The organism is Pseudomonas sp. SIMBA_041 (assembly GCF_046535095.1).
Lineage (GTDB): Bacteria > Pseudomonadota > Gammaproteobacteria > Pseudomonadales > Pseudomonadaceae > Aquipseudomonas > Aquipseudomonas mucoides.
Genome location: NZ_JAWRXJ010000008.1, coordinates 39,692 through 60,000, shown reverse-complemented (window position 1 = coordinate 60,000; position 20,309 = coordinate 39,692). Strand labels below are relative to the sequence as shown.

Here is a 20,309-nt window from a genome sequence, read left to right as displayed (position 1 = left end):
TATTTGACCTTAACGCAAATATCAAATGCTCCCTCCTGTATTTTTCCGCACAACCGGAACCCCGACACTGCGCTCCATTCACTCAAACCCACCGGAGTTGCAGTCATGCCCATTGCCTTGCTCGCGCTGACCCTCAGCGCCTTCGCCATCGGGACGACCGAGTTCGTCATCGTTGGCCTGTTACCCACCATCGGCGCCGACCTTGGCGTCAGCCTGCCGTCCGCCGGCCTGCTGGTCAGCCTCTATGCCCTGGGCGTGGCCATCGGCGCCCCGGTACTGACGGCCCTGACCGGCAAAGTCCCGCGCAAAATGCTGCTGCTGTCGCTGATGGTGCTGTTTACCCTCGGCAACTTGCTGGCCTGGCAAGCGCCGAGCTACGAGTCGTTGATCATTGCGCGGATCGTCACTGGCCTGGCCCACGGGGTGTTTTTCTCGATTGGCTCGACCATCGCCACCAGCCTGGTGCCCAAGGAAAAAGCCGCCAGTGCGATTGCCATCATGTTCACCGGCCTGACCGTGGCGCTGGTCACCGGTGTGCCGCTGGGGACGTTCATCGGTCAGCATTTCGGCTGGCGTGAAACCTTCCTCGCGGTGTCGGCCTTGGGCGTAATCGCCTTCATTGGCAGCCTGATCTACGTGCCGAAAAACATCGCCCACAGCAAACCCGCTTCACTGTTGCAGCAATTGCAGGTGCTCAAGCAACCGCGCCTGCTGCTGGTGTACGCCATGACGGCGGTGGGTTATGGCGGTTCGTTCATCGCGTTCACCTTCCTGGCGCCGATTCTCCAGGACATTTCCGGCTTCAGCGCCGGCACGGTGAGCCTGGTGCTGCTGGTCTACGGCGTTTCGGTGGCGGTGGGGAACATCTGGGGCGGCAAACTGGCGGACACGCGTGGCCCGATCAGCGCGCTGAAAATCATCTTCGCCTTGCTCGCGGCGGTGCTGTTCATGTTGACGTTTACTGCCGGCAATCCATGGCTGGCGCTGGTCACGGTGCTGGTGTGGGGCGCCGTCGCGTTCGGCAACGTGCCGGGCCTGCAAGTGTATGTGGTGCGTCAGGCCGAACATCACACGCCGCAGGCGGTGGATGTCGCCTCGGGGTTGAACATTGCGGCGTTCAACCTCGGTATTGCAGGAGGTGCGTGGGGTGGTGGTTTGATTGTTGCGCACCTGGGGTTGATTCATACCGCGTGGATCGGTGGCCTGGTGGTGTTGGTGGCATTGGCGCTGACGGCGTGGAGCGGTCGGCTTGATCGGTTGGGGCCGGTGTATCAAGGTTCAACCCGAATCGTCGCCGGGCACTGATTTAACCTGAAGGAGTGAGCCTGCTCGCGATAGCGGTGAATCAGTCGCTGTGAATGTTGACTGACACTCCGTCATCGCGAGCAGGCTCACTCCTACATTGGATATGTGTGTGCCGTACCGTCCGTAGTCCCGTCGAAACTTTCTCTCCCGCCCGGCAGTCATCCAAAGACAGGGCTGTCCGAGGACCATCAGACGGGAGGCGACATGGCGGCGATTCATATCGGCATTTCAGGCTGGCGTTATGCGCCTTGGCGGGGGAGTTTCTACCCAAAGGGGCTGACCCAGAAACGCGAATTGCAATTCGCGTCGCGGGCAGTCAACAGTATTGAAATCAATGGATCGTTTTACGCCTTGCAACGGCCGGAACGTTACGCCGAGTGGTACGCCGACACCCCGCCGGGTTTCGTCTTCAGCGTCAAAGGCCCGCGTTTCATTACCCACATCAAACGCCTGCGGGATGTCCATCATCCACTGGCAAACTTTTTCGCCTCCGGCGTGCTGGAGCTCAAGGAAAAGCTTGGGCCGATCCTCTGGCAATTCCCGCCCAACTTCAAATTCGACGCCGATGTGTTCGAAAGCTTCCTCGAACAATTACCCCACGACACCCAGCAGGCGGCCACCCTCGCCCGCCAGCACGATTCGCACCTGAACGGCCACGCCAGCCTCACGGCGCACAAGAAAAAACCTGTACGGCATGCCGTGGAAATCAGGAACGAAAGCTTTGTCGACCCGGCGTTCATCCGTCTGCTCAAACGCTACAACGCCGCGCTGGTGATTGCCGATACGGCGGGTAAATGGCCGTACCGCGAAGACCTCACCAGCGATTTCGTCTACCTGCGCCTGCACGGTGCCGAAGAGCTCTACGCCAGCGGCTACCCCCCGCAGGCGCTGAAACGCTGGGCCGACCGGATCGACGCCTGGGTGCATGGCCAGCAACCGTCGGACGCGCAATTGATCGCACCTCGGCAGAAACCCAAGGCCCGCAAATCCCGCGAGGTGTTCTGTTATTTCGATAACGACATCAAGGTCCGCGCGCCCTTCGATGCGCGGCGCCTGCTCGAGCGCTTCCACCTCGACAACGAACTCGCCACCGCCCCCGGTGAGCCGGCAGCGGAAGGCGTGCTGCCATGAACATTCCCGAGCCGCTCGACGCAGCGGATGAGCCGTCCGCCCTCCTGACCGCCGTGCGCCGCTTCACGGTGCTGACGGTCAATACGCACAAAGGTTTTACCGCGCTGAACCGGCGTTTCATCCTGCCGGAGTTGCGTGAAGCGGTGCGCAGCGTGTCCGCCGACGTGGTGTTTTTGCAGGAAGTCCATGGCGCCCATGAGCAGCATCCCATGCGCTACAGCAACTGGCCGGCGATGCCGCAGTACGAATTCCTCGCCGACACGTTGTGGCCGCAGTTCGCCTATGGCCGCAACGCGGTCTACCCGGCGGGCGATCACGGCAATGCGCTGCTGTCGAAATTCCAGATCATTCGCCATGACAACCTGGACGTGTCGATCAGCGGCCATGAAAACCGCGGCCTTCTGCATTGCGTGCTACGCCTGCCCGGTGACGGTCAGGAAATCCACGCCATCTGCGTGCACCTGGGGCTGCGCGAAGCCCATCGCACTGAACAGCTAAAACTGTTGAGCCGACGCCTCGCAGAGTTGCCCGACGATGCGCCGGTGATCGTGGCCGGGGACTTCAATGACTGGCGCCAGCGCGCCGATGTGCTGCTCAAGCCATGTGGCCTGCGTGAAGTGTTCGCCGAACATCACGGCAAACCGGCGCGCAGTTTTCCGGCGCGAATGCCGGCGCTTCGACTGGACCGCATCTACGTGCGCAACCTCAAGGCCAGTCGTCCGCAGGTGTTGGCGGCGCGCCCCTGGTCACACCTTTCCGACCACGCACCGCTGTCGGTGGAGATCGAATTATGAGCATCCCGTCGATGGAAGAAACCCGCGCGGAACGCCTGTCCACAAACCCGACCACCCGTGAGCCTGGCGTGGTCAATGTCGACTACGGCTGGCAAGGCAACAACCGGGTCGAGTTGCTGGAAAACGGTGAAGCGTATTTCCCGAGAGTGTTCGAGGCCATGCGTCAGGCCACCACGGAAATCCTCCTGGAAACCTTCATCGTGTTCGAGGACAAGGTCGGCAACGAGCTGCAGCAAGTGCTGATCGACGCGGCCCAGCGCGGCGTGCGGGTCACCGCCAGTCTCGACGGCTTTGGCTGCGGCGAATTGAGCACCGGGTTCCTGGCGGCGTTGAGCCAGGCCGGCGTACACATCCAGATATTCGATCCGGCGCCAAAGCATCTGGGCATTCGCACCAACTGGTTCCGTCGGCTGCACCGCAAGATCGTGGTGGTCGACGGCACGATTGCCTTCATCGGCGGGATCAATTTTTCCGCCGACCATCTGGGCGACTTCGGCCCCGAGGCCAAACAGGATTACTCGGTTGAAGTGCAAGGCCCGGCGGTGGCCGACATTCATCACTTTGCGCTGCTGCAATGCGGGCGCCCGGCCCGTGCCAAATACTGGTGGCAACGACGCCGGCAGCGGCGCTCGGAATTGGCCTTCAACGATCATGACGGTCAGGTTCGGCTGGTGTACCGCGACAATGGCGACCATCGCTCCGACATCGAGGAGGTTTACCGGCTGGTGTTGCGCAGCGCCAAGCGTCGGGTGGTGATCGCCAACGCCTACTTCTTTCCCGGTTATCGCTTGCTGCGCGAGATCCGCAACGCGGCGCGCCGTGGTGTCGATGTGCGGCTGATCCTGCAAGGGCAGCCGGACATGCTGGTGGCCAAGCTCGCGGCGCGCATGACCTATGACTATCTGCTCAAGTCAGGCGTGCAGATTCACGAGTATTGCGAGCGGCCGCTGCACGGCAAAGTCGCATTGGTGGATGAGGACTGGAGCACTGTCGGTTCGAGCAACCTCGACCCGTTGAGCCTGTCCATGAACCTGGAAGCCAATGTGTTGATCCGCGACCGTGCGTTCAATCGCACGCTGTTCGAACGCCTTGAACACCTGAGCGACAACCACTGCAAAGCCATGTCCGTCGACAACGCCCCGCGCGGACGCATCTGGCACATGACGGTCGGCTTCCTGGTGTTTCACTTCCTGCGGCATTTCCCCGCGTGGGCAGGTTGGCTGCCGGCCCACAAGCCGCACCTGAAGCCCTTCAGCCAGCCGACCGGGAGCGATCACCATGTCCCGCGCTGAAGCTCATTCGCCCCCACACATCGGGCACCCGGCGAAATCGCGCTGGAGCCGCTGGAAACGGCCATTGACCCTGCTGTTTTTCCTGGCGCTGATTGTCTTGCTGACGATGCTCGCCCAGCGTCTCGAATGGAACGAAGTCTTCGACACCCTGGCCGATTTCAAGGTACGTACGCTGGTCATCGCCTCGGGGCTGACGCTGTTGAGCTTTCTGGTGTACGCCTGTTTCGACCTGATCGGCCGCACCTACATTCGACAGGACCTGACGTGGAAACAGATCCTGCCGGTGGGGATCATCAGCTATGCGTTTAACCTTAATCTGAGTGCATGGGTGGGTGGCATCGCCATGCGCTATCGGCTGTATTCACGGTTGGGTGTGAGCAAGGGCAACATCGCGAAAATCCTCGGCTTGAGCCTCGCGACCAATTGGTTCGGCTACATGGTGATTGCTGGCGTCGTGTTCAGCAGCGGCCTGGTGCGCATGCCGCCCGGCTGGAAACTCAGCAGCGATGCATTGCAAGGCGTCGGTGTGGTGCTGCTGTTGGTGAGTGCGGGTTACCTGGTCGCCTGCCGGTTTTCCAAGCGTCGGGAATGGGCGATTCGCGGGGTGGAAATCAACCTGCCATCGCTGCGCATGGCGGTGCTGCAACTGGCACTGGGGGCGCTGAACTGGTCGTTGATGGCGGCGGTGATTTTTACTTTGTTGCCGAGCAAGCTGGACTATCCGCTGGTGCTGGGTGTGCTGCTGATCAGCGCCATCGCCGGGGTCATCACGCATATCCCGGCAGGGCTTGGGGTGCTGGAGGCGGTGTTTGTGGCGCTGCTGCAACATGAGGTTTCGCGGGGGAGCCTGGTGGCGGGGTTGCTGGCGTATCGGGCGATTTATTTCATCTTGCCGTTATTGATTACATTGGTGATGTATCTGGCGGTGGAGGCCAAGGCCAAGTCGCTGCGGATCTCGAAGAAACCTTCTTGAGTATGGGGGGAGTCGGATGCCGCCATCGCGAGCAGGCTCACTCTTACATTTTGGATCGCGGTCTACCTGTAGGGTGGGCATGCTCGCGATGACGGACTCGAAAACAGCGAAGATTTCTCAGCGGGATTGAATAATGCTCAACCGCTCACCCACCACCATCTCGGTAATCCAGTCCACCAGAATCGAGGTATACGCCTGCTGCGAAACCGGGTCGCTCAAGGCGTGATCGGCGCCGTCGATAATCCGGTGGGTCAGCGAGTGGGTCTGCTGACACGCCGCGCGGTAACTCATGATGGCTGCGTGGGGCACATAGTCGTCAGTCTCGGATTCAACCAGCAGCACATCACCGGTGAATTGCGAGCAGGCATGCAGTGCCCGGTTGCTGTCGGCGCGGATCAACGTGCTGCGGTAATCGCGCAGATCGGTCTTGTCCAGCTCACGCTTGGGTGTGTGCCACTGATCGTCGCGATACAGCGCCGGCACCCGCAGCGCCAGCCAACGCACCGGACGTAATGACGTCAGTATCGCGGCCAGGTAACCGCCATAACTGGTGCCGACCACGGCGATGGCCGAGGTGTCGAGCGCCGGGTGCGCGAGCAGCCGGTCATACGCCGCCAGCAGGTCGCGCAAATTGTCTTCACGGGTGACGCGCGTCAGCGGGATTCCGGTGCCGCCGGTGTGACCGCGCAAGTCGAACGTCAGGCACACGCACCCCAGACCGGCGATGCCTTTGGCCCGCTCCAGATCCCGCTCCTGGCTACCGCCCCAACCGTGCACGAACAGCACGCCGGGAACCTTGGATTTGGGGCTGAGAAAAGTCCCGCTCATCTGTTCATCGTCGATGTCGATCTGAATGGTTTCACTTCTAGCCGTCATAGGATTTGACCGTTACGTACTTGAGAAGAAAGTCACTGTTTTCTGCGGGGCCGCGGTACACCTCGATGGCGTCCGCCGGCAGCGGTTGATCGATGTAGGTTTCGACGGATGACACACGAATCGCGCGCATCCGCGGATCATTGACGAAGCTCTGCAACGCGGCCACTTCCGCGCTGCTGGCACCGCCCATGCGCCAGGACTGCTCCAGCACACCGCTACGTGGCTTGCCGTTACTGTCCAGCCCCTGAGCAATGTCGTAGTTGCGCCGTGACGCATAGAAACCGGGATAGGCCTCATCGGCGGCGCTGTCAAACACTTGCGCTTGGCGGATCGCCAATCGCACGTCATCCGGCAACGGCAGCTTGAGCAGGTCCTCGTAATAACCCGGCACCACCAGCAGGTTGGAGCCGCCGTACACCCGCTCGCCCTGCCCGTCTTCGATCAAGTATTGATCACCGCAGTAACTCAGCACGGTGTCGCCGATAAAACTCTGGCCGACACTGTGGGTAATCACGTCACTCAGGTCCTGCTCCAACACTACGCCTTCGGCGAACAGCTTGCTGGCATCAGGTCTGGCGAGAATGGCGTCGAACTGGTCGAGGCTTTCAATCACTTCCTGTCCGCGTCCGGCGCAGGCATGCACCGGCTTGAGCCGGATCGGGCCGTTGTAGAGCAAGTGTTCGGCGGCGGGCCGCGCATCGTCGAGGGAGAACACGCTGAGGCCATCCAGCACCACGTTGCGCACGCGTTCGGAAAACAGCGGTGACCAGCCTGGTGGGGCATAAGCATTCTTGTTGAGCAAACCATGGCTGATGGCTTTGGTGCAGATGAAATCGTGGTCGACGTAGCCGCCCCACAAATCTTCCGGCCCTTTGACGCCCATTTGCCGGGCGGCAGCGGCGCCTACCAGGGTCTGGGTCGGCAGCAGGTAGAGATCCCGGCCGTCATGCAATTTCTGATCAAAACTGCCGCCGTACTTAAGGCCCAGAATCTGCGCCAGCCAACGGGCCAGGGCGCGATTGGTTTCGACTTCATGCTGTGGCGCATCGGGGCCCACGGAATGGGCGACCACCAGTTTTTTGCGGCTTGTTGGGGTCATGCGTCCCCCTTCAAATGGCGATTGATGAGTGTTGAGGGAACGGTGCAGAGATCAGGCCAAGCGGTGGGCGCCGCAAACAACTGTTAAATCAGATAGTTGTGAAAAGGGTAATGGCATCAGGCCTGTTTTATTCTGCACGACAGTCGATTCACCTCCTGCATTTTGCACGATAGCCCTGTGGTAGCCGAGCTTGCTCGCGATGGCGATGTATCAGACACATCAGTGTTGAATGTTATGGTGCAATCGCGAGCAAGCTCGGCTCCCACAGGCTATGCAGTGATCTGGCTACCGTGGAGTTGCGGCCATCGGCGACACACCAAACCGCGTTCGATAATCACTCGGCGCCAGCCCGGTAATTTTCTTGAACGTCGCCCGAAACGCACTCGGGTCCTGATACCCCACGGTCCAGGCAATGTGATCAATGGTGCCGTTGGTAAACTCGAGCATTTCCCGGGCCTTGCCGACCCGCAGGTGCTGGCAGTATTCGGTCGGTTTGAGCCCGGTCGCCGCGCGGAAGCGACGCAGGAACGTGCGCTCCTCCAGCCCGGCCCGCTCGGCCATGGCGGTCAGCGACACATCGGTCGCCCCGGTACTTTGCAGCCAATGCTGGACCTTGAGAATCGAGGCGTCGCCATGACTGAGAATCGGTGCAAAGTTGCTGCCGCACTCGCTCGCGCTGTCACTGTGTTCCACCACCAGAAAGCGTGCGGTGCCGGTCGCAATGCTCGGCCCCAGCAAACGGTCCACCAGGCGCAGCCCCAACTCGGACCAGGCCATCAGTCCGGCCGTGGTGATCAAGTCGCCGTCATCGACAATCGGCGTATCAGCCTTGAGCTTGATCGCAGGGTAACGCTCGGCGAAGGCTTTGGCCGAGGTCCAGTGCGCGGTGGCGCTGCGGCCATCGAGCAGGCCGCTTTCAGCCAAAAGAATCGAGCCCACGCAGACGCCACCGAGGGTCGCGCCGTTCGCGTGCTGCTGACGAACCCACTGGAGCAATGCCTGCGGCACCTGACCGGCGTAAAAACTGGCGATCGACGGCGGGATCAACACCGCCACCAAGGCTGAGTCCGGCGCCGGATGGCTGTCGTAGACCCGAACCGGGGCCTGATCGCCCTCAACCTGCCAATGGCTGACCCGCAACAGCGGCAACCGCGCCGACTGATGCTCGGCGGCGATTCTGTTAGCCACGTCGAACAGGTCCGTCAGCCCATGCACCGCCGCCATCTGCGCGCCGGTATAAATCAGCACGCCCAGTTCGGCGATTGCCCTTTCTGCGTCCATTGTCAGTTTTCCCCCTTCTATTGTCGGTGCGGCCAATCCTCGGACGGCCCGCCAGGCCCAATACTTCGTTCCACACCCAACAAGCATTTCAAGGAAACACTTATGGCCAAGCAAGCGCTCATCGTAGTTGATATCCAAAACGACTACTTCCCACAAGGCAAGTGGCCGCTGGTCGGCGCTGACGCCGCGGCAGATAACGCCGTTCGTGTGCTCAAGGCCTTTCGTGAGGCTGGTGATTCAGTGGTGCACATTCGCCATGAATTCACCTCCGAAGAGGCTCCGTTCTTTACCCCCGGTTCCGATGGCGCAAAGCTGCACCCCAACGTGCTCAACCTCGCCAATGAGACCGTGGTCCTCAAGCACTTCGTCAACTCGTTCCGCGAAACCGAGCTGAAATCGATCCTCGATGAACAAGGGATCAAGGAGTTGGTGGTGGTCGGTAGCATGAGCCACATGTGCATCGATGGCATCACCCGCGCGGCGGCGGATTTTGGCTACAACGTCACGGTGATTCATGACGCCTGTGCCACCCGTGACCTGGAATTCAACGGCCTGACCGTGCCGGCCGCCCATGTTCACGCGGCGTTCATGTCGGCTTTGGGCTTTGCCTACGCCAACGTGGTGTCCACCGATGAGTTCCTGCGTGATTAAACGCGGTAAATGTGATCATCCCAACCTTCATTAACGGTCGGGAAACACTTTGAAATACCACAGGGCCCGCCATGCAGCGGGCCTTTTGGCGCATGGCAGAAAAAACTCACGCGTGAGTCATTGATGACGTTTAGGATTGGGCGTAGGGTTTCTCACGCGTGAGATTTTCACAACGGAGTCACTGCCATGCAAAGCCGCTCGAAACCGTCCGCGAAAAAACCATCGAGCTTCTACATGAAGCAGATGCGCGCAGGCCTGGCAGCCGCCGGTTATGTGAAACACGAATCTTGGGTGCTTCCCGAAAACCGAAGCTTGCTCAAGCAGATGGAGCAACAGCTACGCCAACCGATTCTGGCTGGCTCATTCATGTCGGAGAATTACATGAGCGCAGGCAACAACTGGAACATCGATAGCCTCTACAACGCCCTCAAGGCCCTTGATGAGGTGGCTTCGCAAGAGATCACGCTCTCCCTGATCCAGAGCGCCGAACCCAGCCTGAAGCTGGAGATGAACGAGTTTGGCGGACTGCCGATTCACATCGCCGTGGCAGGTGAGCAAATCATCGTCGACACCGTTCTGGTCGACGTCGAGTCCATCCGCGACGTGCCAGCCTTCAACGATGCCGTGCTGCGCAGCCGGGAAATGTTCCCGCTGTCCTCGATCGGTATCGAGTCCATGCCCAACGGCCAGGTCGTTTACAACATGTTTGGCGCGCTGAGTTCCGACTCCAGCCTGACCAACGTGGTGACCGAGGTGAAAACCCTCGTCGACAACGTTCAGCGTGCCATCGAAGCCTTCGAACGCTTCTTCAAGTAATTATCAGGAAAGGAAGATCCAATGACTCAGTCCATCTGGAGCAAGTTGTTCACCGCACTGCGCGGCGGCGCCACTGAAGTGGGCGAAGCCATCGTCGACCAGCAGGCCCTGCGCATCCTCGACCAGGAAATTCGCGATGCTGACAGCGCGCTGGCCAACGCCAAGCGTGAACTGGTCACCATCATGGCCAAGCACAAACTGTCGGCCGACCGCGTCAGCGAGTACAACGCCAAAATCAAGGACCTGGAATCCAAGGCTGTTGCCGCCCTGAACGCCGGCCGTGAAGACTTGGCGATGGAAGTCGCCGAAGCGATTTCGACCCTGACCAATGAGCTCGATGTCGAGCAAAAGCAGGCCACCGAATTCGGCGGTTACGCGGAAAACATGCGCAAAGACATCACCAAGGCCGAAAACCGCATCAAGAGCCTGCGCCAGCAAGTGGACATGGCCAAGGCCCGCGAAAGCGTGCAGAAAGCCCAGGTCAGCGCCTCTATCGCCAGCGGCGGCGCCAACGGCAAGCTGGAAACTGCCGTCGGCACCCTGAACCGTTTGCAGGCCAAGCAGCAACAACGTGCCGCTGAACTGCAAGCTCAGGACGAACTGGCCGACGCATCGACCGGTACCGACCTGGAACGCAAACTGCGCGAAGCCGGCATCACGCCGAACGAAGGCAGCGCCAACGCGATCCTGGAACGCCTGAAGCAAAAATCGGCCGAGTAAAGCGGTCGGGGCAACACCAAACACCTTGTGGGAGCGAGCTTGCTCGCGATGGCGGTATGTCATTCAACATCAATGTTGGCTGACCCACCGCCATCGCGAACAAGCTCGCTCCCACAGGTGGGTTACCTTAACTGACTGAACTCATCGCCCTTATTTTTTGTAGAACCGAGGTCAAGGATGGATGCCCTGAAGGGTTTCAAGCTAATCGCCAGCCTGGCCATCTTCATGGTCGCGCTGCAAGTGATCAACGCGGCGACCGGCTACAGCCTTATGGCATTCGGCCTGATCCCGCGAACCATGCATGGACTGCTCGGCATCGTCACTTCACCTTTTTTACATGCGTCCTTCTCGCACCTGAGCGCCAACCTTGTGGCCTTTTTGGTTCTGGGAACGCTGGTGATGGTCGAAGGGCTCAATCGGTTCATGGCGGTCAGCGCCATCATTATTCTGCTGGGCGGCTCGCTGGTCTGGCTGTTCGGTTTTGCAGGTGTACACATTGGTGCCAGCGGCTGGGTGTTCGGGCTGTGGGCGTACATTCTGTCGCGCGCCTGGTTCCAGAAGAGCTGGGGCAATGTGCTCACGGCGGGCGTCGTGGCGCTGTTGTATGGCGGCCTGGTCTTTGGCTTCCTGCCTCGCCGGGGCATTTCCTTCGAAGGGCATCTGTTCGGGGCCTTCGCCGGATTTATCGCAGCCAAAGTACTGTTATCTGCACCGCGCAGCAGGTTTAATGCCGCCCGGTAAGCGCACTTGAGCACTCGAATGCCAACGCGACTCTATCGCCAGGAACGAGTACCCCCCACGGAGCCAGGGACCCCATGTCGATTTTTTTGTTAGTGCGCATGTATGCTTCGTCCCTCTTCCACCGATTCGGCTGGGCGGGCCTATTGATTGCATTGGGCGTACACCTGAGCACAGCCTGGCTGGGACTGGTGTTTCTGGGCGAACACCACCTCACCGCCCCCGCCACGTTCACCTACTTCTATCTCACCACCACGCTGACCGTGGGCTATGGCGATCTCGCGCCACAGACATCGGCCGGGCGAATTTTCGTGGCGACCTGGGTCATGCTCGGCGGCATTGCGCTGCTGACGGCAGCCATCGGCAAAACCACCAGCAGTGTTATCGATGCATGGAGAAAAGGCATGAAGGGTAAAGGCGATTTCACCGGCAAGGTCGGCCATACCGTGCTCATCGGCTGGGAAGGCGCGTCCAGCGAACGGGTCATTGAACTGTTGCTGGCGGACGAAACCTCGAACGACAACCTGATCGTCATTTGCGATTGCACCCTCGAAGAAAACCCCCTGCCGGGCAAGGCGGACTTCATCAAAGGTGAAAGCCTGTCTTCCGCGGCATTGTTACTGCGTGCCGGTGTTCCCGGCGCCGAACGCGTGCTGGTGCGTACCTCGTCAGACGATTTGACCCTGGCCACCGTGCTGGCGATCAATCAACTGAACCCGGTCGGGCATGTGGTCGCACACTTCAATGAAAGTGAAATCGCCGCGCTCGCCAGCGCCTACGCCCCCAGCCTGGAATGCACTTCAAGTATGGCCATCGAGATGTTGGTGCGCGCCTCCCAGGACCCCGGCTCGTCAGTGGTCATCAACGAATTGCTGTGCGTGGGTGAAGGCGCCACTCAATACCTGATGAAACTGCCCGACACCTATGAGGCGACTTTTGGCGATCTGTACGCGCAAATGAAACAGCGCCACAACGCCACGCTCATTGGCTATCGCGCCCAAGGCGCGCAGCAACCTTCAATCAACCCGCCCTGTGCCACGCGCGTTCAGGGCGGCGAACTCTTTTACATTGCCTCCACTCGCCTGAAGGAGATCTCCAATGGGATGGTTTAAACAGTTGATGGGGCTTGAGGCTCCGAACACGAACACAAACACCCCGTCGAAATGGACTGCCAACGCAACGCCGTCACCCGTCACTGGCCCATTGGGCCTGGCCTTGGGCAAAGAGGTGATGTTCGACACGACGCTGAAGTTGTTGCTCGACGGCAACTCCACGGTGACGATCCCGGGCTCCCAGCAAATCTGGAGCAACGGCACCATTGATCTCGGGCAGTCGACCTGGCTGTCGCGTTATTACATGAACGAGGAAGAGTATTGGCTGCAAGTGCACACCACCGGCGATATCGCCGGCCAGGTCGAGTCGGTGATCCTGTTCAATTACCTCAGTTACATCACCATCAGCAGCGAAGCAGAGCTGCGACGGCTGGCCGGCCCGCAAAGCCTGATCGGGTTGCCGACCTACACCCATAACGGCGTCGAATACACCCGCGAATGGGGCACCGAGAACGGTCAGACGGAATTGGTCGAACTGAGCGAACAGCTGAAAAACCCGGAAGACAGCTACAGCATCGAGCACCGTTCGATGCTGTACGCCCGCGAAACCGGCTTGACCGATCGCCGGGAATTCCTGCTGTTTTCCGTCGAAGAAGACGCCGAAGGCACCATCAGCTTGAGCACGTCGCTGGGCGTCTCGCTGTACACCACCGACCTGAATACTTTTTAACAAGGAAGCCGTCCATGCTAGAAGCACTCTCCATCTCGCTGAACCCGGCAGCCGTGCTCGGGTTTGTGTCTTACATCCTCGGCGCCGCCGTGTTGTTCGCACTGTTCCAGTTCATCTACACCCGCATCACACCGCACAAAGAGTTCGAACTGATCCGTTCGGGCAACGTGGCGGCTGCGATTGCACTGGGTGGCGCGATCATTGGCTTCGCCATTCCAGCGAGCAATGTGATTGCCTACTCGATCAGCCTGCTCGACTTCGTCGTCTGGGCAGTCATTGCCGCATTCGTGCAACTGCTGGCGTTCCTGATGACCAGCCTGGTGCTCAAAGGCACCTCGGAACGCATCAAGAAAGGTGAAATCGCGGCGGGCATTTATGTCGCGGCAGTGGCCATCAGCGTGGGCATGTTGAACGCCGCGTGCATGACCCCTTCCCAGAACTGATTGCGCAGCGGAGATCCTGATGAAACGAAGCAAGTACGTTCAGCTCTCGCTGGCCGCATCGGTCGCCATGGCGATATCCGGTTGCGGGCCAACGGAAAAAACCTACGCGGTGCAGAAGAAGTACAACTTCCAGTCCGTCCAGCAATGCGCCGATGAAAAGCTCCCGGTAGACGTCTGCTCGGACGCCTACATGACCGCCATGGCCGAACATCGCCGCATTGCGCCGGTGTACGACAACCAGGCCGATTGCGATGCCGACTTCGTCGCCGACTGGTGCCAGCAGGAGTCGACCGGCAAGTTCATTCCCCGGCTCGGCGGCTTCGAGCTGACTGCCGATGGCCAGGTGACGCAGTCCCAGGTCGACGCCGCCAAGGCGCAATTGCCGGCTTCGGAAGCCAACACCGGCGGTTCGGGCTTCTCCACCAGCAGCCTGCTGACCGGGCTGTTGATCGGCAACATGCTGAGCAACAACCGCAACAGCTATTACTCGCAGCCGGTGTACCGCTACCGCGACGATCGCGGTAACTACGGCAATTCAACACTCAGTCAGCGCGTCGCCAACGGTTCAACGTTTGGCCGCTCCAACCAGGCGCGATCCGGCAGCAGTTACAGCTCCACCATCAGCAAATCGGCCAGCAAGCCGGTTTCTTCCGTTGCCTCGTCGACGTCGCGTGGCGGCTTTGGCAGCAAGGCCAGTGCGCGCAGCGGCTGGGGCGGCGGGTCGAGCAGTTAAGGAAACCGGGCCATGAAGAAAATCCATTGCGCAGAGCGTCATGACTGGAAACAGACCGCCGAAGGTCTCGGCTTTCTGTTTCACACCATCGACGACGAACCCTACTGGGACGAGCGCGCGTATTACCAGTTCACGCTCAAGCAGATCGAAAAGGATCTGGAAGACCCGACCACCGAGATCCATGAGATGTGCATGGACATGGTCGCCCGGGTGGTGCAGAACGAGGAATTGCTCGAGCGCCTGAGTATTCCTCCGGCGTTCTACGACATGATTCGCACGTCATGGCTCGAAGGCCACCCGCACCTGTATGGGCGCATGGATTTTTCCTACAACGGCACCGGGCCGGCCAAGTTGCTGGAACTCAACTACGACACGCCGACCAGCCTGTATGAGGCCGCTGCGTTTCAATGGGGCTGGCTGGAACAATGCATCGAGCGTGGTCTGCTGCCCAAGCAGGCCGACCAGTTCAACAGCATCGACACCAAACTGCATCAGGCTTTTGCCCAGTTGCAGTTGAAGCAGCCGTTCTATTTCGCCTCGATGAAACACTCGGTCGAAGACAAGGGCACCACCGATTACCTGCGGCTGGTCGCGGAAAAGGTCGGCATCGAATCACGGCACATCGACATCGAAGACATCGGCCTGACCAGTGACGGACGCTTCGTCGACCTTGAGGATCGCTGGATTCCTCATCTGTTCAAGTTGCACGCCTGGGAATTCATCTTCCACGAGCCCTTCGGTGCCGCAATTGCCCAGTGTGATACGCAGTTTTTTGAGCCCGCGTGGAAATCCATTATTTCCAACAAGGGCATCCTGCCGTTGCTGTGGGAATTCAATAAAGGTCACCCGAACCTGCTCGCGGCGCATCTGGACACGGATCCGAACAAAGCCGTGCCCAAGGGCTGGGTGCGCAAACCGTTCTTCTCCCGCGAAGGCGCCAACATCGAGCTGCAAACGGCCGACGGTCTGATCGTGAAAGAGGACGGCCCCTACACCGACGCGCCGTTTATCCTTCAGGAATTTGCGCCGCTGCCTAAATTTGGCGACAGCTACACGCTGATCGGTTCTTGGGTGATTGGCGATCAGGCGGCCGGGATTGGCGTGCGGGAAGACAACAGCTTGATCACCAAGGATTCGAGCCGCTTTTTGCCACACCTGATCCTCGACTGAGCATCAAATCGCTCATCAAACGCCCGATACCGTGTATCGGGCGCCAGGTTGAAACAGGCGTAAACCAGACTCCGGATCCGACAACGACAAGACATACGCCTGAAAAGCCGGATAATGGCGGCCAATTCGTCTAGCCCGTTATTCTGGTAATCCCCCATGGAAATCAAGGTCAACTTTCTCGACAACCTTCGGCTTGAAGCAAAGTTCGATGACTTCACCGTGGTCGCCGATCAACCGATTCGCTACAAGGGCGATGGTTCGGCACCGGGTCCGTTCGATTACTTTCTGGCTTCATCGGCGTTGTGTGCGGCCTATTTCGTGAAGTTGTACTGCGACACTCGCAGTATTCCCACCGAAAACATCCGCCTGTCGCAGAACAACATTGTTGACCCGGAAAACCGCTACAACCAGATTTTCAAGATTCAGGTCGAGTTGCCGGCGGACATCTCCGACAAGGACCGCCAGGGCATCCTGCGCTCCATCGACCGTTGCACCGTTAAAAAAGTGGTGCAAGCCGGGCCTGAGTTTGTGATCGAAGAAGTGGACAACCTCGACGCCGATGCCCAGGCATTGTTGATGCCTGCCTCCAATTCCGAGGCGCACACCTATATCGCGGGCAAGGATCTGCCGCTGGAACAAACCATCGCCAACATGTCGGCCATTCTGGCGGACCTGGGCATGAAGATTGAAATCGCTTCGTGGCGCAATATCGTGCCCAACGTGTGGTCGCTGCACATCCGCGATGCACACTCGCCGATGTGTTTCACCAACGGCAAAGGCGCCACCAAAGAAAGCGCGTTGGCGTCGGCGCTGGGCGAGTTTATCGAACGTCTGAACTGCAACTTCTTCTACAACGACCAGTTCTGGGGCGAAGACATCGCCAACGCGCCGTTTGTGCATTACCCGGACGAGCGCTGGTTCAAGCCTGGCCGCAAGGACGCGCTGCCCACGGAAATTCTCGACGAATACTGCCTGAAGATTTACAACCGCGACGGCGAACTGCGCGGCTCCCATCTGATCGACACCAACTCGGGCAATGAAGAGCGCGGCATCTGTTCGCTGCCGTATGTTCGTCAGTCGGACGGCGAGGTGGTGTATTTCCCGTCCAACCTGATTGAAAACCTGTTCCTGAGCAACGGCATGAGCGCCGGCAACACGCTGGCCGAAGCCCAGGTACAGTGCCTGTCGGAGATCTTCGAGCGCGCGGTCAAACGCGAAATCATCGAAGGCGAATTTGCCCTGCCGGATGTGCCGGCCGAGGTGTTGGCGAAGTACCCCGGCATACTGGCTGGTATTCAGGCGCTGGAAGAGCAAGGCTTCCCGGTGCTGGTGAAAGATGCGTCCCTGGGCGGTGAATTCCCGGTGATGTGCGTCACGCTGATGAACCCACGCACCGGCGGCGTGTTCGCCTCGTTCGGCGCGCACCCGAGCCTGGAAGTGGCACTGGAACGCAGCCTCACCGAATTGTTGCAGGGCCGCAGTTTCGAAGGCCTCAATGACCTGCCGCAGCCGACGTTTGAAGGGCATGCGGTGACCGAGCCGAACAACTTCGTCGAGCACTTTATCGACTCCAGCGGTGTGGTGTCGTGGCGCTTCTTCAGCTCCAAGTCGGATTACGAATTCGTCGAGTGGGACTTCTCCGGCCAGGGTGAAAACTCGAATGCCGAGGAAGCCGCGACCTTGTTCGGCATCCTCAAAGGCATGGGCAAAGAAGTGTACATGGCGGTCTACGAGCATATCGGCGCAACGGCATGCCGCATCCTGGTGCCGGACTATTCGGAAATCTATCCGGCGGATGATCTGATCTGGGATAACACCAACAAAGCCTTATTCTTCCGCGCCGATATCCTCAACCTGCATCAACTGGACGAAGAAGAATTGCAATCGCTGGTTGAGCGTCTGGTGGAAAGTGAACTGGACGACTACACCGACATTACCTCCTTGATCGGCATCGAGTTCGACGACAACACGGCGTGGGGTCAGCTGACGATCCTGGAGTTGAAACTGCTGATCTATCTCGCCTTGGAGCAATATGAAGAGGCGAAAGAGGCGGTAGAAATGTTCCTGCAGTACAACGACAACACGGTTGAACGTGGTTTGTTCTACCAGGCCGTCAATGTGGTGCTGGAAATGAAGCTGGACGAAGACCTGGAACTGGAAGACTACGAGGCCAATTTCCGCCGGATGTTTGGCAACGAGCGTACCGACGCAGCCATCGGTTCGGTGGACGGCAGCGTGCGCTTCCATGGCTTGACGCCGACCAACATGAAACTGGAGGGGCTCGACAGGCACCTGCGGTTGATCGAAAGCTACAAGAAACTGCACTCGGCACGGGCCAACGTCACCACGTTATCCCGTTAATAGCGCCCATAAAAAAAGCGAAGCCAGATGGCTTCGCTTTTTTTGTTACTGACTGGATCGCCGCTTTTTAGAACGGGATATCGTCGTCAAAGCTGTCGAAATCCGGAGCCGGCTGAGGCGCGGCCTGCTGCTGTGGAGCCGGACGCGATTGTTGCGGTGCCGACGACTGCTGCGGACGTGGAGCCTGCTGGCGTGGAGCCGGGGCGGACTGCTGGTAGTTGTTGCCCCCGCCTTGTTGGTCGCCCTGTTGTGGACGGCCGCCCAGCAGTTGCATGGTGCCTTGCATGTCGACCACGATTTCAGTGGTGTAACGCTTGATACCGTCTTTTTCCCACTCGCGGGTCTGCAGCTTGCCTTCGATGTACACCTGCGAACCTTTCCGCAGGTATTCGCCGGCGATTTCCGCAACCTTGCCGAACATCGACACACGGTGCCATTCGGTCTTCTCGACCTTCTGACCGGTTTGCTTGTCGGTCCATTGTTCGCTGGTCGCCAGACTCAGGTTGGTCACGGCGTTACCGTTAGGCAAGTAGCGAACTTCGGGATCCTGGCCGCAAGTGCCGACCAATATGACTTTGTTAACCCCACGGGCCATAACGTTCTCCTAGGCTACGCACGCTGCCTCGGGCGGGTTGTTCACCAGGCGCTCGAGGGTGGTGCGATCCAATAGTTCGGTGTCCAATTTGATGTAAATCGCCGCTTCGTCTGCGACGATCACTGCATCTGTTACCCCTACGACAGCCTTCAGGCGCTCGACCAGACCCGCTTCGCGGATCGCCTCGGGCGACAGCGGCAAGCGCAGACTCGTCACGTAGGGAGGTTCGCGCATGGTAACAGCAAAGGCCAGCCAGAGGGCAGCCAGACCGGCGCATCCCAGGAACACAACCGACAGACCGCCATGCTGGAACATCCAGCCGCCGAGAATACCGCCGAGCGCCGAACCGAGGAACTGACTGGTGGAATAAACCCCCATCGCCGTGCCTTTGCCGCCTGCCGGTGAAACCTTGCTGATCAGCGAAGGCAACGAAGCTTCCAGCAGATTGAACGCGGTGAAAAACACCACCGTCCCGATCACCAGAGCCCGCAAGCTATCGCCGAACTGCCAGAAGAATAGCTCAGTGAGCATCAGCGTCAGCACCGCGCCCAATAAAACTCGTTTCATTTTGCGTTTCTTCTCGCCGTAGATAATGAATGGGATCATGGCGAAGAAGGAGATCAGCAGCGCGGTGAGGTAGACCCACCAGTGCTGTTCTTTAGGCAGGCCGGCTTTTTCGACCAGCGCCAGGGGCAAGGCAACGAAGCTCGACATCAACATCGCGTGCAACACAAAAATGCCGAGGTCCAGGCGCAGCAGGTCCGGGTGCTTGAGCGTCGGGATCAGCGCCTGGCGCGCGACACCGGACTCGCGGTGCTGCAACGGCCCGGTGGATTTTGGCACCATGAACATCACGATCACGATGCCGAACAGCGCCATGCCGCCGGTGGCGAGGAACAATCCGGACAGGCCGAAGGCACGGGTCAGCAACGGTCCTACGACCATGGCGACCGCGAACGACAGACCAATCGTCATGCCGATCATGGCCATGGCTTTGGTCCGATGCTGCTCGCGGGTCAGGTCTGACAGCAAGGCCATGACGGCGGCGGAAATCGCCCCGGCGCCCTGCAGGATTCGTCCAGCGATAACGCCCCAGATCGAATCGGCATTGGCCGCCAGCACGCTGCCGAGGGCGAAGACGATCAGCCCCAGGTAAATCACCGGACGACGACCGATGCGGTCGGAAATGAAACCGAAAGGAATCTGGAAGATCGCCTGGGTCAGGCCGTAAGCGCCAATCGCCAGCCCGATGAGGGCCGGTGTCGCGCCTGCCAGATCCATCCCATAGGTCGCCAGAACCGGCAACACCATGAACATGCCAAGCATACGGAAGGCGAACACCAGGGCCAGCCCGCTTGCTGCGCGGGTCTCGCTGCCACTCATGCGTTCGCTGTGGGGATCGTGCATGGAAAAACCTCATGTGAACCGGCCGCGATTCTACCAGTCCCATCGATTGACAGGGTATATCGCGACGCTTTGACGCGCTCCGCTGACAGACTCTTCATGTAAGACATCAACCCGCTCGTTTGATAGTGTGCATCCATCCAGT

Annotated in this window: 20 protein-coding genes; 15 read left to right on the top strand and 5 right to left on the bottom strand. The window is 59.6% G+C overall.

What is annotated here, in order from left to right; all coding sequences use genetic code 11:
• Positions 1-105: 105 nt before the first annotated feature.
• The 5 genes from SB725_RS20045 to SB725_RS20025 all read left to right on the top strand — a co-directional run bounded on the left by SB725_RS20045 (position 106) and on the right by SB725_RS20025 (position 5,495).
• Complete coding sequence (locus SB725_RS20045) at positions 106-1,305, top strand: MFS transporter (RefSeq protein WP_027924356.1); 1,200 nt, start codon at positions 106-108, stop codon at positions 1,303-1,305.
• Between the two features lie 204 nt (positions 1,306-1,509).
• The gene (locus tag SB725_RS20040) at positions 1,510-2,436 is read left to right on the top strand and encodes a DUF72 domain-containing protein (RefSeq protein WP_027924357.1); all 927 of its coding nucleotides are present in this window, start codon (positions 1,510-1,512) and stop codon (positions 2,434-2,436) included.
• On the top strand, positions 2,433-3,230 hold the full coding sequence (locus tag SB725_RS20035) for an endonuclease/exonuclease/phosphatase family protein (protein WP_027924358.1): 798 nt from the start codon (positions 2,433-2,435) through the stop codon (positions 3,228-3,230). Before SB725_RS20040 ends, SB725_RS20035 begins: the two co-directional genes overlap by 4 nt.
• Positions 3,227-4,522: a cardiolipin synthase ClsB gene (clsB, locus tag SB725_RS20030; protein ID WP_410922509.1), complete on the top strand. Its 1,296-nt coding sequence runs from the start codon at positions 3,227-3,229 to the stop codon at positions 4,520-4,522. Before SB725_RS20035 ends, clsB begins: the two co-directional genes overlap by 4 nt.
• Complete coding sequence (locus SB725_RS20025) at positions 4,509-5,495, top strand: lysylphosphatidylglycerol synthase domain-containing protein (protein WP_410922508.1); 987 nt, start codon at positions 4,509-4,511, stop codon at positions 5,493-5,495. The genes clsB and SB725_RS20025 overlap by 14 nt, the downstream gene beginning before the upstream one ends.
• A gap of 117 nt (positions 5,496-5,612) precedes the next feature.
• On the opposite strand, the gene SB725_RS20020 is transcribed toward SB725_RS20025, so the two are convergent.
• The 3 genes from SB725_RS20020 to SB725_RS20010 form a co-directional block, all read right to left on the bottom strand.
• Complete coding sequence (locus SB725_RS20020) at positions 5,613-6,371, bottom strand: alpha/beta hydrolase family protein (protein ID WP_027924361.1); 759 nt, start codon at positions 6,369-6,371, stop codon at positions 5,613-5,615.
• Positions 6,361-7,470, bottom strand: a complete 1,110-nt coding sequence (locus SB725_RS20015; RefSeq protein ID WP_059182087.1) for a DUF3182 family protein — start codon at positions 7,468-7,470, stop codon at positions 6,361-6,363. The genes SB725_RS20020 and SB725_RS20015 overlap by 11 nt, the downstream gene beginning before the upstream one ends.
• Before the next feature lie 285 nt (positions 7,471-7,755).
• Positions 7,756-8,751 carry a GlxA family transcriptional regulator gene (locus SB725_RS20010; protein ID WP_410922507.1) on the bottom strand — a complete coding sequence of 332 codons (996 nt, stop codon included), beginning with the start codon at positions 8,749-8,751 and terminating at the stop codon, positions 7,756-7,758.
• A gap of 102 nt (positions 8,752-8,853) precedes the next feature.
• Between SB725_RS20010 and SB725_RS20005 the strand changes: the two genes are divergently transcribed.
• The 10 genes from SB725_RS20005 (at position 8,854) to SB725_RS19960 (ending at position 18,165) form a co-directional block, all read left to right on the top strand.
• Complete coding sequence (locus SB725_RS20005) at positions 8,854-9,402, top strand: cysteine hydrolase family protein (protein ID WP_059182086.1); 549 nt, start codon at positions 8,854-8,856, stop codon at positions 9,400-9,402.
• Between the two features lie 234 nt (positions 9,403-9,636).
• Entirely contained in the window at positions 9,637-10,218 is a 582-nt protein-coding gene (locus SB725_RS20000; protein ID WP_027924365.1) for a YjfI family protein, read from the top strand.
• Positions 10,219-10,239: 21 nt separating this feature from the next.
• A complete protein-coding gene (locus SB725_RS19995) occupies positions 10,240-10,938 on the top strand; it encodes a PspA/IM30 family protein (protein ID WP_027924366.1) in 699 nt (232 codons plus the stop codon).
• Between the two features lie 177 nt (positions 10,939-11,115).
• A complete protein-coding gene (locus SB725_RS19990) occupies positions 11,116-11,679 on the top strand; it encodes a rhomboid family intramembrane serine protease (RefSeq protein WP_410922506.1) in 564 nt (187 codons plus the stop codon).
• 74 nt (positions 11,680-11,753) lie between these two features.
• On the top strand, positions 11,754-12,788 hold the full coding sequence (locus SB725_RS19985; protein WP_027924368.1) for an ion channel: 1,035 nt from the start codon (positions 11,754-11,756) through the stop codon (positions 12,786-12,788).
• The gene (locus tag SB725_RS19980) at positions 12,775-13,458 is read left to right on the top strand and encodes a DUF2491 family protein (protein WP_027924369.1); all 684 of its coding nucleotides are present in this window, start codon (positions 12,775-12,777) and stop codon (positions 13,456-13,458) included. Before SB725_RS19985 ends, SB725_RS19980 begins: the two co-directional genes overlap by 14 nt.
• A 14-nt stretch (positions 13,459-13,472) precedes the next feature.
• Positions 13,473-13,901 carry a DUF350 domain-containing protein gene (locus SB725_RS19975; protein WP_027924370.1) on the top strand — a complete coding sequence of 143 codons (429 nt, stop codon included), beginning with the start codon at positions 13,473-13,475 and terminating at the stop codon, positions 13,899-13,901.
• A gap of 19 nt (positions 13,902-13,920) precedes the next feature.
• Positions 13,921-14,634, top strand: coding sequence for a DUF1190 domain-containing protein (locus SB725_RS19970; RefSeq protein ID WP_027924371.1), 714 nt, complete (start codon positions 13,921-13,923; stop codon positions 14,632-14,634).
• A 12-nt stretch (positions 14,635-14,646) separates the two neighbouring features.
• Positions 14,647-15,804 (top strand): glutathionylspermidine synthase family protein, encoded by a 1,158-nt coding sequence (locus SB725_RS19965; protein ID WP_410922505.1) that lies wholly within the window; start codon positions 14,647-14,649, stop codon positions 15,802-15,804.
• A 156-nt stretch (positions 15,805-15,960) separates the two neighbouring features.
• On the top strand, positions 15,961-18,165 hold the full coding sequence (locus SB725_RS19960; RefSeq protein ID WP_059182083.1) for an OsmC domain/YcaO domain-containing protein: 2,205 nt from the start codon (positions 15,961-15,963) through the stop codon (positions 18,163-18,165).
• A gap of 67 nt (positions 18,166-18,232) precedes the next feature.
• On the opposite strand, the gene SB725_RS19955 is transcribed toward SB725_RS19960, so the two are convergent.
• Complete coding sequence (locus tag SB725_RS19955; RefSeq protein WP_017341065.1) at positions 18,233-18,760, bottom strand: single-stranded DNA-binding protein; 528 nt, start codon at positions 18,758-18,760, stop codon at positions 18,233-18,235.
• A gap of 9 nt (positions 18,761-18,769) precedes the next feature.
• Positions 18,770-20,167: an MFS transporter gene (locus SB725_RS19950; protein WP_059182082.1), complete on the bottom strand. Its 1,398-nt coding sequence runs from the start codon at positions 20,165-20,167 to the stop codon at positions 18,770-18,772.
• Positions 20,168-20,309: the final 142 nt, after the last annotated feature.

Excerpts from the sequence above, each read along its gene's own strand:
- SB725_RS20045 (WP_027924356.1), top strand. The coding sequence starts at position 106 with ATGCCCATTGCCTTGCTCGCGCTGACCCTCAGCGCCTTCGCCATCGGG.
- SB725_RS20040 (WP_027924357.1), top strand. The coding sequence starts at position 1,510 with ATGGCGGCGATTCATATCGGCATTTCAGGCTGGCGTTATGCGCCTTGG.
- SB725_RS20035 (WP_027924358.1), top strand. The coding sequence starts at position 2,433 with ATGAACATTCCCGAGCCGCTCGACGCAGCGGATGAGCCGTCCGCCCTC.
- clsB (WP_410922509.1), top strand. The coding sequence starts at position 3,227 with ATGAGCATCCCGTCGATGGAAGAAACCCGCGCGGAACGCCTGTCCACA.
- SB725_RS20025 (WP_410922508.1), top strand. The coding sequence starts at position 4,509 with ATGTCCCGCGCTGAAGCTCATTCGCCCCCACACATCGGGCACCCGGCG.
- SB725_RS20020 (WP_027924361.1), bottom strand. The coding sequence starts at position 6,371 with ATGACGGCTAGAAGTGAAACCATTCAGATCGACATCGACGATGAACAG.
- SB725_RS20015 (WP_059182087.1), bottom strand. The coding sequence starts at position 7,470 with ATGACCCCAACAAGCCGCAAAAAACTGGTGGTCGCCCATTCCGTGGGC.
- SB725_RS20010 (WP_410922507.1), bottom strand. The coding sequence starts at position 8,751 with ATGGACGCAGAAAGGGCAATCGCCGAACTGGGCGTGCTGATTTATACC.
- SB725_RS20005 (WP_059182086.1), top strand. The coding sequence starts at position 8,854 with ATGGCCAAGCAAGCGCTCATCGTAGTTGATATCCAAAACGACTACTTC.
- SB725_RS20000 (WP_027924365.1), top strand. The coding sequence starts at position 9,637 with ATGAAGCAGATGCGCGCAGGCCTGGCAGCCGCCGGTTATGTGAAACAC.
- SB725_RS19995 (WP_027924366.1), top strand. The coding sequence starts at position 10,240 with ATGACTCAGTCCATCTGGAGCAAGTTGTTCACCGCACTGCGCGGCGGC.
- SB725_RS19990 (WP_410922506.1), top strand. The coding sequence starts at position 11,116 with ATGGATGCCCTGAAGGGTTTCAAGCTAATCGCCAGCCTGGCCATCTTC.
- SB725_RS19985 (WP_027924368.1), top strand. The coding sequence starts at position 11,754 with ATGTCGATTTTTTTGTTAGTGCGCATGTATGCTTCGTCCCTCTTCCAC.
- SB725_RS19980 (WP_027924369.1), top strand. The coding sequence starts at position 12,775 with ATGGGATGGTTTAAACAGTTGATGGGGCTTGAGGCTCCGAACACGAAC.
- SB725_RS19975 (WP_027924370.1), top strand. The coding sequence starts at position 13,473 with ATGCTAGAAGCACTCTCCATCTCGCTGAACCCGGCAGCCGTGCTCGGG.
- SB725_RS19970 (WP_027924371.1), top strand. The coding sequence starts at position 13,921 with ATGAAACGAAGCAAGTACGTTCAGCTCTCGCTGGCCGCATCGGTCGCC.
- SB725_RS19965 (WP_410922505.1), top strand. The coding sequence starts at position 14,647 with ATGAAGAAAATCCATTGCGCAGAGCGTCATGACTGGAAACAGACCGCC.
- SB725_RS19960 (WP_059182083.1), top strand. The coding sequence starts at position 15,961 with ATGGAAATCAAGGTCAACTTTCTCGACAACCTTCGGCTTGAAGCAAAG.
- SB725_RS19955 (WP_017341065.1), bottom strand. The coding sequence starts at position 18,760 with ATGGCCCGTGGGGTTAACAAAGTCATATTGGTCGGCACTTGCGGCCAG.
- SB725_RS19950 (WP_059182082.1), bottom strand. The coding sequence starts at position 20,167 with ATGCACGATCCCCACAGCGAACGCATGAGTGGCAGCGAGACCCGCGCA.